17 protein-coding genes and 1 pseudogene are annotated in these 16,668 nt (G+C 72.3%); 6 read left to right on the plus strand and 12 right to left on the minus strand.

Translation table 11 applies throughout. The annotated features are described in order from the left end of the window. Positions 1-91: 91 nt before the first annotated feature. On the plus strand, positions 92-1,735 hold the full coding sequence (locus AB4030_RS00740) for a PucR family transcriptional regulator (protein WP_442277257.1): 1,644 nt from the start codon (positions 92-94) through the stop codon (positions 1,733-1,735). 28 nt (positions 1,736-1,763) lie between these two features. Next, positions 1,764-2,420 (plus strand): nucleotidyltransferase domain-containing protein, encoded by a 657-nt coding sequence (locus AB4030_RS00745; protein ID WP_442277258.1) that lies wholly within the window; start codon positions 1,764-1,766, stop codon positions 2,418-2,420. Here the strand turns inward: AB4030_RS00745 and AB4030_RS00750 are convergent. Next, positions 2,417-2,857 (minus strand): VOC family protein, encoded by a 441-nt coding sequence (locus tag AB4030_RS00750; RefSeq protein ID WP_442277259.1) that lies wholly within the window; start codon positions 2,855-2,857, stop codon positions 2,417-2,419. The two genes, AB4030_RS00745 and AB4030_RS00750, sit on opposite strands and share 4 nt — an antisense overlap. A gap of 252 nt (positions 2,858-3,109) precedes the next feature. After that, positions 3,110-3,301 (minus strand): BldC family transcriptional regulator, encoded by a 192-nt coding sequence (locus AB4030_RS00755; protein ID WP_045191048.1) that lies wholly within the window; start codon positions 3,299-3,301, stop codon positions 3,110-3,112. Between the two features lie 415 nt (positions 3,302-3,716). Here AB4030_RS00755 and AB4030_RS00760 point away from each other — a divergent pair, with 415 nt between their 5' ends. Next, positions 3,717-3,911 carry a DUF3073 domain-containing protein gene (locus tag AB4030_RS00760; protein ID WP_442277260.1) on the plus strand — a complete coding sequence of 65 codons (195 nt, stop codon included), beginning with the start codon at positions 3,717-3,719 and terminating at the stop codon, positions 3,909-3,911. Positions 3,912-4,136: 225 nt separating this feature from the next. Here AB4030_RS00760 and purM read toward each other — a convergent pair whose 3' ends face one another. Beyond that, a complete protein-coding gene (gene purM, locus AB4030_RS00765) occupies positions 4,137-5,267 on the minus strand; it encodes a phosphoribosylformylglycinamidine cyclo-ligase (RefSeq protein ID WP_442277261.1) in 1,131 nt (376 codons plus the stop codon). A 182-nt stretch (positions 5,268-5,449) separates the two neighbouring features. Between purM and AB4030_RS00770 the strand changes: the two genes are divergently transcribed. Next, positions 5,450-6,355, plus strand: coding sequence for a hypothetical protein (locus tag AB4030_RS00770; RefSeq protein WP_442277262.1), 906 nt, complete (start codon positions 5,450-5,452; stop codon positions 6,353-6,355). Positions 6,356-6,446: 91 nt separating this feature from the next. On the opposite strand, the gene purF is transcribed toward AB4030_RS00770, so the two are convergent. From purF to AB4030_RS00800, 6 genes are all read right to left on the minus strand, one after another. Next, the gene (gene purF, locus AB4030_RS00775; RefSeq protein WP_442277263.1) at positions 6,447-8,009 is read right to left on the minus strand and encodes an amidophosphoribosyltransferase; all 1,563 of its coding nucleotides are present in this window, start codon (positions 8,007-8,009) and stop codon (positions 6,447-6,449) included. A gap of 28 nt (positions 8,010-8,037) precedes the next feature. Then, on the minus strand, positions 8,038-8,613 hold the full coding sequence (gene thpR / locus AB4030_RS00780; RefSeq protein ID WP_442277264.1) for an RNA 2',3'-cyclic phosphodiesterase: 576 nt from the start codon (positions 8,611-8,613) through the stop codon (positions 8,038-8,040). Next, positions 8,610-9,725: a CaiB/BaiF CoA transferase family protein gene (locus AB4030_RS00785; RefSeq protein ID WP_442277265.1), complete on the minus strand. Its 1,116-nt coding sequence runs from the start codon at positions 9,723-9,725 to the stop codon at positions 8,610-8,612. The genes thpR and AB4030_RS00785 overlap by 4 nt, the downstream gene beginning before the upstream one ends. A 53-nt stretch (positions 9,726-9,778) precedes the next feature. After that, on the minus strand, positions 9,779-10,036 hold the full coding sequence (locus AB4030_RS00790; RefSeq protein ID WP_442277266.1) for a hypothetical protein: 258 nt from the start codon (positions 10,034-10,036) through the stop codon (positions 9,779-9,781). Continuing rightward, on the minus strand, positions 10,033-10,413 hold the full coding sequence (locus AB4030_RS00795) for a sterol carrier family protein (protein ID WP_442277267.1): 381 nt from the start codon (positions 10,411-10,413) through the stop codon (positions 10,033-10,035). The genes AB4030_RS00790 and AB4030_RS00795 overlap by 4 nt, the downstream gene beginning before the upstream one ends. Positions 10,414-10,909: 496 nt before the next feature. Further along, positions 10,910-11,791 (minus strand): LLM class flavin-dependent oxidoreductase, encoded by an 882-nt coding sequence (locus AB4030_RS00800; RefSeq protein ID WP_442277268.1) that lies wholly within the window; start codon positions 11,789-11,791, stop codon positions 10,910-10,912. A 98-nt stretch (positions 11,792-11,889) separates the two neighbouring features. Here AB4030_RS00800 and AB4030_RS00805 point away from each other — a divergent pair, with 98 nt between their 5' ends. After that, positions 11,890-12,315, plus strand: a complete 426-nt coding sequence (locus AB4030_RS00805; RefSeq protein ID WP_442277269.1) for a VOC family protein — start codon at positions 11,890-11,892, stop codon at positions 12,313-12,315. A gap of 97 nt (positions 12,316-12,412) precedes the next feature. Continuing rightward, on the plus strand, positions 12,413-13,168 hold the full coding sequence (locus AB4030_RS00810; protein WP_442277683.1) for a spermidine synthase: 756 nt from the start codon (positions 12,413-12,415) through the stop codon (positions 13,166-13,168). Between the two features lie 12 nt (positions 13,169-13,180). On the opposite strand, the gene purL is transcribed toward AB4030_RS00810, so the two are convergent. The 3 genes and pseudogenes from purL to purS form a co-directional block, all read right to left on the minus strand. Next, positions 13,181-15,526 carry a phosphoribosylformylglycinamidine synthase subunit PurL gene (gene purL, locus AB4030_RS00815; protein WP_442277270.1) on the minus strand — a complete coding sequence of 782 codons (2,346 nt, stop codon included), beginning with the start codon at positions 15,524-15,526 and terminating at the stop codon, positions 13,181-13,183. Beyond that, positions 15,523-16,218, minus strand: coding sequence for a phosphoribosylformylglycinamidine synthase subunit PurQ (purQ, locus tag AB4030_RS00820; RefSeq protein ID WP_442277271.1), 696 nt, complete (start codon positions 16,216-16,218; stop codon positions 15,523-15,525). The genes purL and purQ overlap by 4 nt, the downstream gene beginning before the upstream one ends. A 119-nt stretch (positions 16,219-16,337) precedes the next feature. Beyond that, positions 16,338-16,586 (minus strand): annotated as a pseudogene (gene purS, locus AB4030_RS00825) (phosphoribosylformylglycinamidine synthase subunit PurS); the annotation flags it as partial. Positions 16,587-16,668: the final 82 nt, after the last annotated feature.

Consider the following 16,668-nt stretch of genomic DNA (forward strand, 5'->3'; position numbering starts at 1 on the left):
GGCGCGCCGCTCACGGATGAGTGGTGCCAGTCGCACAGAGTCTCGGCGAAAGCTTGTGCTCTCGGCACAGTGACGTGCGTGATGATGGGGTATGCCGTCCGCCACCCCACGCGCTCCCCGCGCCGCACGCGCGTCCGCCACCCGCACGTCGTCGACGACTCCGGTCGGCCTGCCGATCGCGCAGCTCGCCGGCACCCTCGGCGGGGGCCTGCTCACCGTGGTCGTCGACGCGGGCGGGCCGGCCGTCGACGACGTGACGCTCGCCGAGCCGGGGTCGGGCGGCTTCGGCCAGGTGGGCGACCTGCTGCTCGGCGTCGGCATCGAGCGTCCGGCCGACGCGGCCGCCCTGCTCGAGGGCGCGGCGGCGTCCGGCAGCGGCGCCGTGGTCCTGCGGCGAGCTGCCGCCCGCAGCCGACCGGTCAGGGCCGCAGCGGCCCGCGTCGGCGTCAGTCTCGTCGAGCTGGCCGACCACGCGTCCTGGGCGCATGTCGTGTGGCTGCTGCGCGGCGTGCTCGACCGGGCCGCGAGCGGTCCGGCGATGCGCGCCGAGGGCCCGGTCCTCGACGAGCTCTTCGTCCTCGCCGACGCGTGCGCGGCGCTCGTCTCCGCCCCGATCACCATCGAGGACACCCAGTCGCGCGTGCTCGCCTACTCCTCGACGCAGGACGTCGCCGACCCCGCCCGCGTGTCCACCATCGTCGGGCGCCGGGTGCCCGAGGAGGTCATCGCGGGCCTGCGCGGGCGCGGAGTCTTCCGGCGGCTGGCCCGCTCCGACGAGCCGTTCTTCGTGCCGGCCGGGCGCGGTCTGGGGGCGCGCCTAGTCGTCCCCGTCCGGGCCGGCACCGAATGGCTCGGCTCGATCTGGGCCGTCGTCGACGAGGAGCCCCCCGCGCAGGTTCTCGTCTCCCTCGCCCAGACCGCCTCGGTCGTGGCCCTGCACCTGCTGCGGCTGCGATCCCAGGCAGACCTCGCCCGACGCGTCTCGGCCGACCGGCTGCGTGCCGTGCTGAGCGGAGACACCCTCGAGGCCGAGGGCTGGCTCCCGCCCGCGCCGTGGCGCGTGGTCGTGCTTGCCGGCGCCCACCGTGACCGCACCGTCGTCGCCGGCCAGGGCTCGCCTCGCGACACCGAGCGTGAGCTCGACGTCTGGGAGTCGGCCGCGCGCCGCCGGTCCTGGCGCCAGCCGCTCCTGGCCATCTTCGACGGCGTGGCGCTCACCCTCGTGCGCGACGTGCCGGGCGACACCTCCCCCGGCACGTGGGAGTGGCTGCACGGCGTCGTCGAGGAGGTTGCGGGGGTCGCTCCCACGGCCACGGCCAGCGCCGGCGGACGGGTCTCGCGCCCGGTCGACCTCGACCGGTCGCGGCGCGAGGCCACCGAGGTCCAGCGTCTGCGTGACGTGGGCCGGGTGGCGGGCACGACGACGACGGTCGAGGACGCGTGGGCCGCCGTCACGAACGCCCGCGCCCTCGGTGGCATCTGGACCGAGGAGCTGCTCGGCCCCGTCGGGACCCTGCGCGACCACGACGAGACCCACCACACGGCATACCTCGAGACGGTCGCTGCGTGGCTCGACCACCCGGGCGACCCCCGGGCAGCTGCGGCGAGCATCCACGTCCACCCCAACACGCTGCGCTACCGGCTGCAGCGGCTGTCGGGCGTCGTCGACCTCGACCTGCACGACCCGGAGACCCGCCTCGCCCTGCGTCTCCAGCTGCGCGCTCTCGGCCACTGAACGGGCCCCGCGCCGCTACCGTGGCGTCGTGGACGAGCAGGACGCGGTGACGACCGGCGGGCCGCAGCGGCTCGCACCGGCCGAGTTCCAGCGGATCTACGGCCCGCAGCGTTCATGGACCCCGGTCGAGGTCCGCAACCTGCTCCATGGGCTGGGCGTGCCGTGGTGGGTGGCCGGCGGGTGGGCCGTCGAGGCGTTCACCGGCGTCGCCCGCGACCACGAGGACATCGACGTCTCGGTGCTCCGTCGCGACGTCGGCGCGATCCGGGCCCACCTCGAGCCGGATTGGCACCTGTGGTCCGCCGGCGACTCGGGCCTGCTGCACCTGCGGCCGGGTCGGGACGTGCCCGAGGACTCCGGCCAGATCTGGGTCCGCGAGCACGCGCTCGCCCCCTGGCGCGGAGAGATCCTGCTCAACCCGGACGTCGACGGACGGTGGCAGTTCAAGCGCGACCCGACGCTCGTGGTGTCACTGGACGACGCCACGTGGGAGCGCGACGGCGTGCGCTACCTGCGCCCCGAGCTCGTCCTCGCCCACAAGGCCGCCTCGCCGCGACCCAAGGACGACGCCGACCTCGAGGCCGCACTCCCCCTGCTCGGTGCCGCCCAGGTCGCGGTGCTCCGGCGGGTCGTCGACGCCCAGCCGGCCGGCCACCCGTGGCGGGCGCGCCTGGACGCGCGTTAGCCCTCGCCCAGGTGGACGCTGCCGTCTTCGTCGACGCGGAAGTTCGGGTTGTGGACGAAGTCCCACCGAAAACCGTCCGGGTCGGCCACGCACGCGCTCACCCCGCCCCACTCGCGGACGGTCGGGACCGCGACCGAGGCGGCGCCGGCAGCCAGGGCCGCGGCATACAACCGCTCGACGTCCTCGGCAGCGCCGACGTTGTGGCCGAGCGACATGGGCGGGGCGGTCGGGCCGTGAGCGACGTCGCCGTACTCGCTCGGCATCCGGGTGACGTCCCAGAGCGCCAGGAGCTGGCCGGGCGCGCACTGGACGAAGCTGATCTCGCCCGCGACGTCCAGCACGGAGCGGAAGCCGAGGCCGTCGACGTAGAAGGCGCGTGAGCGTTCGACGTCGCGGACGCCCAGGGTGATGGCGGTGATGTCGGGCGGTGCAGTCATCCCGCCACGATAGGACGGCGCACCGACGTCGGCAGCGACCGGACCGGGGCCCCACGATGCAGCGGACAGGGTGCAGGCAGTCATGAACGCCGCGGGCCTCGCTGACGGTGGCGCCCTGAAGTTCTACTGGTGCGCGCTCGACCCGTTCCCCCACGGACGGGTCCGAGCGCGCACCTTGGGCAGCCCGGGAAGTCACACCGCGCGGTGCTCTACCCCGACTGCTGACCGGTTACCCCCTGGTAGCGGTCGTGTTCAGTGTCCGCCACCCAGAAGGTCGCGCACCTCTGACTCGCGGTATCTCCGGTGCCCGCCAAGGGTCCGGATGGAAGTCAGCTTGCCCGCCTTGGCCCAGCGAGTGACCGTCTTGGGGTCCACTCGGAACAGGGCCGCAACTTCGGCAGGAGTCAGCAGCTTCTCGGTCTCGTGTCGATCCTGAGTCGTCATTGTCATATCCCCACCACCCTGTCGCTTGTGCAGCGACACGCATGTGCCCCAATCGGGGCTCAGTAAAGCAAGGGTAAAGTCTCGGCCGTCCACATCGCGGTTAAACACTGAAAAGAGTCAAATCGTCCCGCTTGCTCACTCCTGGGTGTATACGCGGACGGCGTACGAGAGCGGGTGCGACGGCGTCGCCAGGGGGTTGTGCAGGCCCTGACGGGTCGGCCCTCCCCTCCCGTCGCTCCCGGCGCATCCCGCCCCGGCGAGCCGGGGTCCGGCGGGCGCGCGATTTGCCTCACTCATGTAGCGTTAGCCCCACGAGAACACACACATTCCCGGGACCGCTACGCAGACATCGAAGAGCCATCTGGCTCTTTGAGGGGCGATGCCGTCCCGGCACGACGCACGAGGGGGTCACGCCATGGGGCGCGGCCGAGCCAAAGCCAAGCAGACCAAGGTCGCACGGCAGCTCAAGTACTACACACCTGACACGGACTTGAGCGCGCTGGAGCGTGAGCTGCACGGACCGTCGCAACGCGACGTCTCCAACCAGCCACAGTCCGTCGACGACGACGAGTACGACGAATACGGGAAGTGGGTCTCAGGCGAGCGCTGAGCTCGTCCTCCCTCTTCCGTCTGCACCTCGTGCGTCGGGTGTTCCCACCCGGCGCGCGATCAGTGCTGACATCGAGGAGCTGATGCCCCGCCGGCCCCAGTGGCCGGGTCGCGTCGGAGTGACACATCGATGCCCGCACGCCCTCCGGGGTGTGCGGGCTCTCGTCATCCCCGCGTATGCCGGGTCGCCGGGCCTCCGCGTACGCGAATGCCGGGACCCCGGGCGTCAGGGAGCCGGGTGCTGTCCGACGACCTGCACGGCGCCGCCGTCGACACCCTTGGCGCCGCGCACGATCTCCACACCCTCGGCGACGAGGCCCGCTGCCTGCGCGCGCTGCTCGGTGGCGATCTCGCCGAGGCGCCAGGCCTGGATGCCGCGCGCCTCGCTCAGCTCGATGGCCCGCTCGGCGTGCGCCTCCGGCAGCACCGCGACGAAGCCGATGCCCTGGTTGAGGGTGCGCTCGATGTCGGCCTGTGGCACGCGGCCGAGGTCCTGGACCGTGCGGAAGACCGCCGGCGGGGTCCACGTGCCGCGGTCGACGCGTGCGAACATGCCGGTGGGCAGCACGCGCGCGAGGTTGGCGGCGAGACCGCCACCGGTCACATGGCTCAGGGCGTGCACGTCGACGCCCTCGGCAGCGATGAGCTCGAGCAACGGCTTGGTGTAGATGCGGGTCGGCTCGAGCAGCTCCTCGCCCAGGCTGCGACCGAAGTCGGCGACGTGACGGTCCAGCTCCCAGCCGGCGCTGGCGACGACGCGGCGCACGAGGCTGTAGCCGTTGCTGTGCAGACCGCTGCTGGCCAACGCCACCACGACGTCGCCGTCGGCGACGCGCTGCGGACCCAGCACGGCGGCATACTCGACGACGCCGGTGGCGGCACCCGCCACGTCGTACTCGTCGGGCTCGAGCAGACCCGGGTGCTCTGCGGTCTCACCGCCGACGAGGGCGACGCCGGCCTCCTCGCAGGCGCGGGCGATGCCGCCGACGATGGCGGCGATGCGCTCGGGCACGACCTTGCCGGTCGCGATGTAGTCGGTCATGAAGAGCGGCTCGGCGCCGCACACGACGATGTCGTCGACGACCATGCCGACGAGGTCGAAGCCGATCGTGTCGTGGATGTCGAGGGCCTGCGCGATGGCGACCTTGGTGCCGACGCCGTCGGTGCTCGTGGCGAGGACGGGTCGCGTCATCCGTGCGATGGCGCTGGCGTCGAACATGCCGGCGAAGCCGCCGAGACCACCGAGCACCTCGGGGCGGGTCGCGCGTCGGACCAACGCCTTCATCAGCTCGACGGCCTTGTCACCCGCCTCGACGTCGACACCGGCGGAGGCATAGGTGATGGGGGCGTCGCTCACCCGTCACAGCCTACCGGCGCCGTGCCGTCCCCCTCGCCGCGGTTCGAGGTATCCCGCGACTGGATACCGTCGCGGATCACCTCGACTCCGACTGTCCACACCTCCCTCGGCGGCGATCGCTTCGTCCTCAGGGCAACGGCTCACCCGTGCCCGGAGCAGACCGCGCAAGCACGCTCACTCTCATGCGAGGACCCGAACGGCGCGAGCTTGCGCGCACTGCTGCGTTCACGACCGACGGGGTGACCTCGCGCGACGCACTGCTCGCGCTCGGCCTCACCCATGTGGACGTCCGGACCGAGGTCGCTGCCGGACGCTGGAGGTGTCACGGCCTGCAGACGGTGGCTCTGCACTGCGGGCCGATCGGTGTGGATGCTCGGCGGTGGCAGGCGATCTGGGAGACAGGTGCCGGCGTGGCGGCACTCGATGGGGTCACAGCTCTCCAGGTGGCGGGACTGCGCAACTACGTCGACGAGGAGGTGCACGTGTCTGTCATCCACACCGCGTCGGTAAAGCACCTGCCGGGCGTCCAGCTGCACAAGGTGATCCGGCGACTGCCCGACGAGCTCAGCTCCTCCGGCCCACCCCGGACACGACCGGCCGTGGCTGCGCTTCGCGCGGCGTCCTGGGCGGTCTCGGACCGTCAGGCCGCGCTCGTCCTGCTCATGACGGTGCAGCAGCGACTGGCCACGCCTCGACAGATGCTGGAGCTCAGCGCGCGGATGCCAGGCCGCCGCCGCCGGGGCTTCGTTCGACGCATCCTGTTCGATGCAGCTGATGGGGTTCAGTCGCTGGGCGAGCTCGACTTCGCGCGAATGTGCCGGTCTCGCGGACTTCCCGAGCCCTCCAGACAGGTGGTTCGCCGAGGTCCGCGAGGCCGCATCTACCTCGATGTGCGCTGGGAGGACTCGCGGCTCGTGGTGGAGATCGACGGGGCTCAGCACCGCGAGGGACTCAACGTGACGGCGGACAACCTCAGTCGCAATGCCGTGACACTCCAGCACGACCGCGTGTTGCGCATCGACCTTGTTGGTCTGCGGCTCTACGAGGACGAGTACTTGCGGCAGGTCGCGCTCGGGCTGGCGCAATGACGGATCGAGGTGATCGACGACCGGATACGGTCGGCCATCACCTCGATCGGTGACGCCGGCGGCTGAGTGCGGACGCCGGGCGGCGGCGGGGTCAGGGGTGCTGGAGGGCGTTCTCGCCGCCGAGACCGACCCCGAGGCTGACGCCCTCGACGTCGACCGAGCGGTCGTGGCCGGTGCGGACCGTCAAGGGCAGGGTCTCGAGGACGTGCTTGCCGATCCGGCCGTCCTCGGGCAGCTCGATGGGGTACTTCCCGGTGAAGCACGCCGAGCACAGCTCGTCGGCGGGCTGGTTCGTCGCGCCGATCATGCCCTCCTCCGAGATGTAGCCGAGGGAGTCGGCACCGATCGACGCGCGGATCTCCTCGACCTTGAGCCCGGTGGCGATGAGCTCGGCCCGAGTGGCGAAGTCGATGCCGTAGAAGCACGGCCACTGCACCGGCGGTGAGCTGATGCGCACGTGCACCTCGGCCGCGCCCGACTCACGGAGCATCCGGATCTGCGCCCGCTGGGTGTTGCCGCGCACGATCGAGTCGTCGACGACGACGAGGCGCTTGCCACGGATCGTGTGCTCGAGCGGGTTGAGCTTGAGCCGGATGCCGAGCTGGCGCAGCGTCTGCGACGGCTGGATGAAGGTGCGTCCGACGTAGGCGTTCTTGACGAAGCCCTGCCCGAAGGGGATGCCGGACTCCTGCGAATAGCCAACGGCCGCAGGCACGCCCGACTCGGGGACTCCGATGACGAGGTCGGCGTCGACGGGGTGCTCGCGGGCGAGGACCCGGCCCATCTCGACGCGCGCCTCGTGGACGACGCGGCCGCGGATGACGGCGTCGGGGCGGGCGAGGTAGACGTACTCGAAGACGCAGCCCTTGGGCTGGGGCTCGGCGAACTTGTGCGAGCGCAGGCCGTCCTCGTCGATGACGATGAGCTCACCGGGCTCGACCTCGCGGATGACGGCCGCGCCGATGGTCTGCAGGGCGGCGGTCTCGGAGGCGACGACCCAGCCCCGCTCGAGGCGGCCGAGCGCGAGGGGACGGACTCCCCACGGGTCGCGGGCGGCATACAACGTCGTCTCGTCCATGAAGACGAAGGAGAAGGCGCCGCGCAGCTTGGGCAGCAGCTCGAGGGCGGCCTGCTCGGGGGTGCGGTCCTCGTCGGCGGCGAGCAGCGTCGTGACGAGCGCGGTGTCGGAGGTGTTGCCGCGGGCGAGCTCGCCGGTGATGCGGGCGCCGCCGAAGTGCTCGTCCACGAGGGCCTTGAGCTCGACGGTGTTGATGAGGTTGCCGTTGTGCGCGAGTGCCAGCGTGCTGCCGCCGGCGCCGCCGAGCGTCGGCTGGGCGTTCTCCCACGTGGATCCGCCCGTCGTCGAGTAGCGCGTGTGGCCGATCGCGATGTGGCCACGCAGTGAGCTGAGCGCGGTCTCGTCGAAGACCTGCGAGACGAGGCCCATGTCCTTGTAGACGAGGATCTTCTCGCCGTCACCGGTCGCGATGCCGGCCGACTCCTGCCCGCGGTGCTGCAGCGCATAGAGCCCGAAGTACGTCAGCTTCGCGACGTCCTCTCCGGGGGCCCAGACGCCGAAGACCCCGCAGGCGTCCTGCGGGCCCTTCTCGCCGGGGATGAGGTCATGGTTCAAACGACCGTCGCCACGTGACACGTCGCCCAGTCTCCCACACCCGCCGCGATCAGCTCGTGGGCGGTTGGCCGCGCAGCGCCAGCTCGGCGAGCACCTCGTAGCGCGGCCGCCGCCCGCGCCCCTCCCCCAGGTGCGACTCCACGAGCGCGAGGTGCGGGGCCCGCCAGGCCGGGCCTTCCCAGGCGTCGAGCGCGCGGATCCACCGGGTCGCCTCCGTCGGCCGGTGGAAGCGGCCGAGCGTGACGTGCGGGGAGAAGCGCGTGCCGTCGGGCGTCGCTCCCACCGAGCTCGAGGCATTGCGTATGCCGCCCGCCACGGCCACGAGGTCACCGCGCACCTGCTCGACGCCGGCCCACAGCACGCGCGCGGCATACGGGTTCGGGAAGGCGCCGGCCCCGGCGAGGCGCAGGACGAGCGGGTGACGGCGTGCCGCGGACCGGGCGAGCGCCTCGGTCAGGTCGTCGAGGCGTCGCTCGGGAACGGCCCCGAAAAAGGCGAGGGTGACGTGCCACTGGTGCCGGTCGGTCCAGCGGATCTCGGGACTGGCCTCGCGCCGCGGCTCGAGGTGGGCCTCGAGGTCGTCGAGGACGTCGTCGGGTGGGACGACGGCGACGAAGAGCCTCATGGCTGGATCGCGGCGCCGGTGGCGATGAGGGCGTCGACGTCGTCGATGCCCCACGCCCCGAGGGCCGACCGGGTGTCGGCGGCCGGGGTGGACGGCGGGGTGCCGAGCGCGGCCGGGGTGCGGGAGAAGCGCGGCGCGGGTGCCGGCTGGACGACGCCGTGGTGCTCGACGTAGGTGCCGCGGGCGGCGAGGTGCGGGTGCGCAGGTGCCTCGGCGTAGCTGAGGACGGGCGCGACGCACGCGTCGGTGCCCTCGAGGAGGGCGGCCCACTCGTCGCGCGTCCGGGTGCGGAAGGTGTCGGCGAGCAGGGCGCGCAGGGCCGGCCACTCGCCGGGGTCGAGCCGGTCGGGAGCGCTGTCGGTGAGGTCGAGCAGGCGCAGCAGCTCGGCGTAGAACGCGGGCTCGAGCGGACCGACGGCGAGCCAGCCGCCGTCGCTCGTCTCGTAGACGTCGTAGAAGGGGGCGCCGGTGTCGAGGAGGTTGGTGCCGCGGCGGTCGGACCAGAGGCCGGCCGAGACGAGGCCGACGACGAGCGAGGAGAGGTGGGCCGTGCCGTCGACGATGGCGGCGTCGACGACCTGGCCGCAGCCGCTCGTGCGCGACTCGAGCAGGGCGGCGAGCACCCCGACGACGAGGTAGAGCGCGCCGCCGCCGAAGTCGCCGACGAGGTTGACCGGCACCTGGGGTGGTCCGCCGGCGCGGCCGATGGCGTGCAGGGCACCGGTGAGGGCGACGTAGCCGATGTCGTGACCCGCCGCCTGGGCGAGCGGACCGTCCTGGCCCCAGCCGGTCATCCGGCCGTAGACGAGCCGCGGGTTGCGGGCGAGGCAGTCGTCCGGGCCCAGGCCGAGCCGCTCGGCGACGCCGGGGCGGTAACCCTCCAGGAGCACGTCGGCGCGCTCGACGAGGGCGAGCGCGGTGGCGAGGCCCTCGGGGTGCTTGAGGTCGAGGCCGACGGAGGGTCGTCCGCGGCGGAGCAGGTCGGCCTCGGGCGGAAGCGGGACCGGCAGCGCGGGCTCACCGGGCCGGTCGACGCGGATGACGTCGGCGCCGAGGTCGGCGAGGAGCATCGCCGCGAAGGGCGCCGGACCGATGCCGGCGAGCTCGACCACGCGCACACCAGCGAGCGGCCCCGGGCGTGCCGAGCCGTCGCCGGCCGCCGGGGTCACGGCTGGTCGCGACCGGAGCGGTCGAGGAGGATCCCGAGCACACCGGCCAGGCCGGTGCCGAGGAAGGCACCGAGCGCGCCGATGTAGAGCGCCCCGGTGGTCGTCGTGTAGCCCTGGACCTCGTCGCCCATGATCGAGATGGCGGCGCCGACGATGAAGCCGAGGACGGCGCCCGTGATGAGGAAGCGCTTGAAGTTCGGGATGCGGGGACGCTCTGCGCGCGTGTGCGGCGGGGTGTTCGGCGACTGGGTCACGGGTCCAGCCTAAGCGAGGCGAGCGGCAGCAGGCCGTCGAGGTGGGCGCGCTGACCGCTCGCGCGCACGAGCGCACCGCCCGTCGCGGCCTCCCACGTCAGGTCGCCGACCGCGAGGCGCAGCCACGTCGCAGCGTCGGTCTCGATGACGTTGGGCGGCGTGCCACGGGTGTGGACCGGGCCCTCGATGCACTGCACGGCGCCGTGCGGCGGCACCCGCACCTCCACAGTGCGGCCCGGGGCGATGGTTGCGAGCTCCTCGAGCGTGTAGCGGACCGCGGTGGCCGTCGTGCGACGGTCAGCTGCCCAGCGGGCCGCCCGGCACGCCTCCAGGGCAGCGTGTCCCTCGGCGACAGGGGTACGGCGACGCGGCGGCATACCTCGCAGGTTATCGGCGCGCACCGACGCCGCGTCCCGGGGCCAGTCGCGGAGCACGTCTTCCGTCCCAAGGTCGTCGCGCGCAGTTCGAAAGGCGCGGTCGGGCGCGACGGTGCCTGCGCGCCCGAAGCGGCCTGACGGCATACGCCAGCCAGCGCCACCACCGTCCGGGGCCCCGCCCCCGACAACTCCGCCCTGGCGGAAGAGGCGCGACTCAGAGCCCTGGGACCACAACAACTCCGCCCCGGCGGAGAAAAGGCGCGATTCAGAACCCTAGGACCACAACAACTCCGCCCCGGCGGAGACAAGGCGCGATTCAGAACCCTAGGACCACAACAACTCCGCCCCGGCGGAGACAAGGCGCGATTCAGGACCCTAGGACCACAACAACTCCGCCCCGGCGGAGACAAGGCGCGACTCGGGACCCCAGGGCCACAACAACTCCGCCCCGGCGGAGAAAAGGCGCGACTCAGAGCCCTGAGGCCGCGACGCCCCCTCAGCGCAGCCGCGGGATGACGTCGGAGGCGACCACGTCGAGGACGTCGCGGGTGCCGCGGAACGGCTCGGTCGCACGCGGCCAGTGGGTGATGACGTCGGTGAAGCCGAGACCTGCAGCGCGACCGACGGCATCCTCGAACACGGCGGCGCTCGTCAGCGAGAAGGTGGGCGCGGAGTCGAGGTTGAGGTACCGCCCGAAGCCGCTCGCCTGCCGGCCGGCCGCCTCGAGCGCCTCGTCGACCCGGCGGCTGTGGCCGGCCACCAGGGCCCACCACTCCTCGTCGGTGTCGGCGTTCCCTCCGTAGGTCATCCACGCGTCGCCCCGCTCGACCGCGAGGTCGATCGACCGCGGCCCGTTGGCCGCGACGACGAGCGGCACCCGGCTGCCGGCGTCGTCCCCGCGGACCGGGCCGGGCAGGGTGCGCACGTCGCGGGCCGCGTAGAAGCGCCCGTCAGCCGTGACGTGGTCCTCGGTCAGGAGCCGGTCGAGCAGGCGGGTGAACTCGTGGAACCGGGCGACCCGGTCGCGGAGGGGCAGGTCCTCGCCCAGGATGCGTGCGTCGATGTCGCCGCCGGAGCCGATGCCGAGCAGGAAGCGACCGCCCGAGATGTCATGGAGGGCCAGCACCTCGCGCATGAGCTGCACCGGGTGGTGGTTGTTGGGCGAGGACACGAAGGTGCCGAGGCCGATCCGGTCGGTGACGGCAGCCGCCGCGGCGAGCGTCGGCACCGCAGCGAACCATGGCGACTCGGGCAGGCCACCCCACGTCACGTGGTCGAAGGTCCACGCATGGTCGAAGCCCATCTGCTCGGCCTCGCGCCACATCGGCGCCGCCTCGGACCACGGGTGCTCGGGCAGGATCGTCAGGCCGAATCGCATCCCCCGACCGTAGTGCCGCGGCCCCGGCTTTCTCCATGCGCAGTGTGGCCGTCGGCGGTGGGTCGTAGCGTCGGAACATGTCCTCGGAAGGAGCAGCCATGTCGAACCTCGTCGTCCACTTCGAGATCCATGCCTCGGACCCCGACCGCCTCATCGCGTTCTACTCGCAGCTGATGGGCTGGTCGTTCCAGCGGTTCGGCGAGATGGACTACTGGTCCATCGACACCGGGGAGGGCGCCATCACCCCATCGGGCGGGGGGAACGGCATCAACGGCGGCCTGACCCGACGTCAGGGACCGGCCCCGGAGGTCGGCGGCGCGGTCAACGGTGCCAACATCGTGATCGGCGTCGACGACGTCGACGGGCTCTTCGCGAAGGGCCTCGAGCTCGGTGGGACGGAGGCTCTCGCCCCGTCCGACATGCCGGGGGTCGGTCGCCTCGCCTACCTCCAGGACCCGGACCACAACATCTTCGGCATGATCTCCCCCGTGCTGTCGGACGGCACCAACGTCATGGGGTCCTGACGCCGCGGCCACCTACGCTGGTCCGGTGAGCACGGGATCGCCTGCGGCAGAGCACGTCACCCTGGAGTGGGACGGGCGGGGCGGCGTGACCGTGCACATGGACGGCTCGCCGCAGTCGCACGTGCAGCCCGACGACCCGACGCTGCTCGTCTTCGAGTACGTCCAGCACCTCGCGCTCGCCATCGACGCCATGCCGCCCGACCCGCCCGCTCCCCTGGGCGTCACGCACGTCGGTGGTGCCGGCCTCACCCTGCCCCGCTGGGTCGAGGCCACTCGTCCGGGATCTCCGCAGATCGTCCTCGAGCCGGATGAGGCCCTCACCGACCTCGTCCGCCGCGAGGTCCCACTCCCCCGGCGCCACCGCATCCGCGTGCGCGCGGTCGACGGGCTGGCCGGGGTCCGGGCCCTCAAGGACGATTCGGCCGACGTCGTCGTCACGGATGCCTACGCGGGAGGGCGGGTGCCCGCGGAGCTCGTCGGGACGGCATACGCCCAGGAGGTCGCGCGGGCGCTCAGGCCGACGGGAACGGCCCTCTGGAACCTTGCCGACGAGCCCGGGATGCGTTGGGTCGCAAGGGTCGTCGCGACCGTGGCCACGTCGCTGCCGCACGTGGCCGTCATCGCGACCCACGAGGTGCTCAAGGGCCGGCGCTTCGGCAACTCGGTGCTCGTCGCGAGCGCCGCGCCGCTGCCGGTCGAGGCCCTGCGTCGCGACGTCGCCCGAGCAAACCTCCCGACCGGCCTGCGTGAAGGAGCCGCGCTCGCGAGACTGCTCGCCGGAGCAAAGCCCTTCGACGAGCAGGGAATGCAGAGCCCGCCACCTCCCGAGGCCGGGAAGTGGCGGGCTCGCTGAGCCTGGCCGGGGTCAGCCGCCGAAGACCGCGGGCAGCGTGAACTCGTGGGCCGACTTCATCTCGGCCACGGAGACGGCGAAGTGGCCGACGATGTCGAGGTCGCGTCCACCGGTGACGCCGATCCTGGCGTGCGGCACGTCGCCGAGCATCGCCTCGAACTCGGCGGCGTGCCCCGCCGGCACCGCGACGAGGGCGCGGGCGCTCGACTCGGAGAAGAGCGCCGTGAACACGTCGAGCGGGTTGCCCTCGGCGTCGGCGCCGACCCGGTCCAGACCGTCGACGGTCACGCCGACGCCGTGACGCATGCACGCCTCGGCGAGCGCGATGGCAAGGCCACCCTCGGACAGGTCGTGGGCCGCCTCGACCACACCGGTGCGGGCGGCCTCGACGAGGACCCGGCCGAGCGCCTGCTCGGCCGCCAGGTCGACCTTCGGCGGCAGGCCACCGAGGTGCTTGTGGACGACATGCGCCCACTCGGACCCGTCGAGCTCGTCACGGGTGGTGCCGAGGAGGTAGACGTGCGCGTCGTCGCTGCGGAAGCCGGAGCCGGACCGCTTGGAGACGTCGTCCATGACCCCGAGCACGCCGATGACGGGCGTCGGGTGGATCGCGACGTCCCCGGTCTGGTTGTAGAACGAGACGTTGCCGCCCGTGACGGGGATGCCGAGGAACTTGCACCCCTCGGCGATGCCGCGGATCGCCTCGCGGAACTGCCACATGACACCCGGGTCCTCCGGCGAGCCGAAGTTGAGGCAGTCGGTGACGGCGAGCGGAGCCGCTCCGGCCGTCGCCACGTTGCGGTAGGCCTCGGCGAGCGCGAGCTGCGCGCCGGCATACGGGTCGAGCTTGGCGAACCGGCTGTTGCAGTCGGTCGAGATCGCGACGCCGCGGCCCGTCTCCTCGTCGACGCGCACGACGCCCGAGTCGTCGGGCTGGGCGAGCGCGGTGTTGCCGAGGACGTAGCGGTCGTACTGGTCGGTGATCCACGACTTGTCGCAGAGGTTGGGCGAGCCGAGCAGCGTCAGCAGCTGGGCCCGGATCTCCTCTCCCGACTCGGGCTTGGCCAGCTCTGCCGCGCCGACCGCGTTGAGCTGGTCGAGGTATGCCGGCCGGGCCAGCGGGCGGTCGTAGGTGGGGCCCTCGTGGGCGACCGACCGCGGCGGCACGTCGACGATGACCTCGCCGTGCCAGGTGATGACGAGGTGGTCGCCGTCGGTGACCTCGCCGATGACGGTGGCCTCGACGTCCCACTTGTCGGTGATGGCCATGAACTGCTCGAGGTGCTTCGGCTCGACGACCGCCATCATGCGTTCCTGCGACTCCGACATGAGGATCTCCTGCGGCTGCAGGCTCGCGTCGCGCAGGGGGACGAGGTCGAGCTCGACCTGCATGCCGCCGTCGCCGTTGGAGGCGAGCTCGCTGGTGGCACAGGAGAGCCCGGCACCGCCGAGGTCCTGGATGCCGTCGACGACACCCGCCTTGTAGAGGTCGAGGCAGCACTCGATGAGCACCTTCTCGGCGAACGGGTCGCCGACCTGCACGGCGGGGCGCTTGGTCGGGCCGCCCTCGTCGAAGGTCTCGGACGCGAGGACCGAGACGCCTCCGATGCCGTCGCCGCCGGTCCGGGCGCCGAAGAGGATGACCTTGTTGCCCACGCCGGACGCCTTGGCGAGGTGGATGTCCTCGACGCGCATCGCGCCGACGCACAGGGCGTTGACGAGCGGGTTGCCCTGGTAGCAGTCGTCGAAGACGACCTCGCCGCCGATGTTGGGCAGGCCGATGCAGTTGCCGTAGCCACCGACGCCCGCGACGACGCCCGGCAGGACGCGCTGGGTGTCGGGGTGGTGCAGGTTGCCGAACCGGAGCGGGTCCATGACGGCGATCGGTCGCGCGCCCATCGACATGATGTCGCGGATGATGCCGCCGACACCGGTCGCGGCGCCCTGGTAGGGCTCGACGTAGGACGGGTGGTTGTGCGACTCGACCTTGAAGGTCACCGCCCAGCCGTCGCCGATGTCGACGACGCCGGCGTTCTCACCGATGCCGACGAGGAGCTTCTCGCGCATCTCGTCGGTGGTGTTCTCGCCCCACAGCTTGAAGTGGATCTTGCTCGACTTGTAGGAGCAGTGCTCGCTCCACATGACGGAGTACATCGCGAGCTCGGCGATCGTCGGGCGTCGGCCGATGATCTCGCGGATGTTGGCGTACTCGTCGGGTTTGAGGCCGAGCTCGGCCCACGGTTGCTCGACGTCAGGCGTCGATGCGGCGTGCTCGACGGTGTCGAGACCCACGGGGGGCTCCGCCCCCCGTGCGCCCCCCGGACGTGTGGCTGAGGACTGTTGCTGGGTGTCGCTCATGCGGTCGCTGCGCTCTCGAGGGTCTGCTTGATGATCGAGGTGAAGAACCCGCGCCCGTCGAGGCTCGGGCCGTAGCCCTGCTCGACCGCGTGCTCGGGGTGCGGCATGAGGCCGACGACGTTGCCACGCTCGTTGGTGATGCCGGCGATGTGGCGGTAGGAGCCGTTGGGGTTGCGGCCCTCGGCGTCGGGGACGTAGCGGAAGACGACCCGCCCCTCCCCCTCGAGCCTGTCGAGCGTCTTCTCGTCGGCGACGAAACCGCCCTCGCCGTTCTTGAGGACGATCGTGATCTCCTGGCCGGCCTCGAAGTCGGACGTCCACGCGGTCGAGGCGTTCTCGACGACGAGCCGCTGGTCGACGCAGTTGAACTTGCGGTGGTCGTTGCGGATCAGCGCGCCGGGCAGCAGGTGGCTCTCGGTCAGCACCTGGAAGCCGTTGCAGATGCCGAGGACGGGCAGGCCACCCTGGGCCGCCGGCACGAGCGCCTCCATGACCGGCGCGAAGCGGGCGATGGCGCCGCAGCGCAGGTAGTCGCCGTAGGAGAACCCGCCCGGCAGGATGACCGCGTCGACGCCCCGGAGGTCCGCGTCGCCGTGCCAGAGCGGGACGGCCTCGCCGCCGCACTCGCGGACGGCACGCGCCGCGTCACGGTCGTCGAGCGAACCGGGGAACGTGACGACGCCGACCTTCACTGCGCGTCGTCCCCCGGCTCGCCGGCCGCGTCGGCGTCGCCGGCGTCGCCGGCGTCGCCGGCGTCGCTGGCGTCCGCCGGCTCGCCAGTCGCGTCGGTGTCGCCGCTCGCGTCCACTGCGTCCTCGAGGACGCGCACGGAGACGACGTCCTCGATGACGGGGTTGGACAGGAGCGTCTCGGCCGCCTCGCGGGCCGCGGCGAGGTGCTCGTCCGTCACGTCACCGTCGACGGTGAGCACGAAGCGCTTGCCCTGGCGGACGTCCGTGAACCCGCTGAACCCGAGCCGTGGGAGGGCGCCGTTGACGGCCTGTCCCTGCGGGTCGAGGATCTCGGGCTTGAGCATGACGTCGACGACGATGCTTCCCATCAGTGGTGGTTCTCCCTGCGCTGGATGGGCGGTGGTGGCGTCCCGAAGGACGGCCCGAGTCTATCGGGCGCCACGGCGCCGT

This window comes from Terrabacter sp. 2YAF2 (genome assembly GCF_052114705.1).
Classification (GTDB): Bacteria; Actinomycetota; Actinomycetes; order Actinomycetales; family Dermatophilaceae; genus Terrabacter.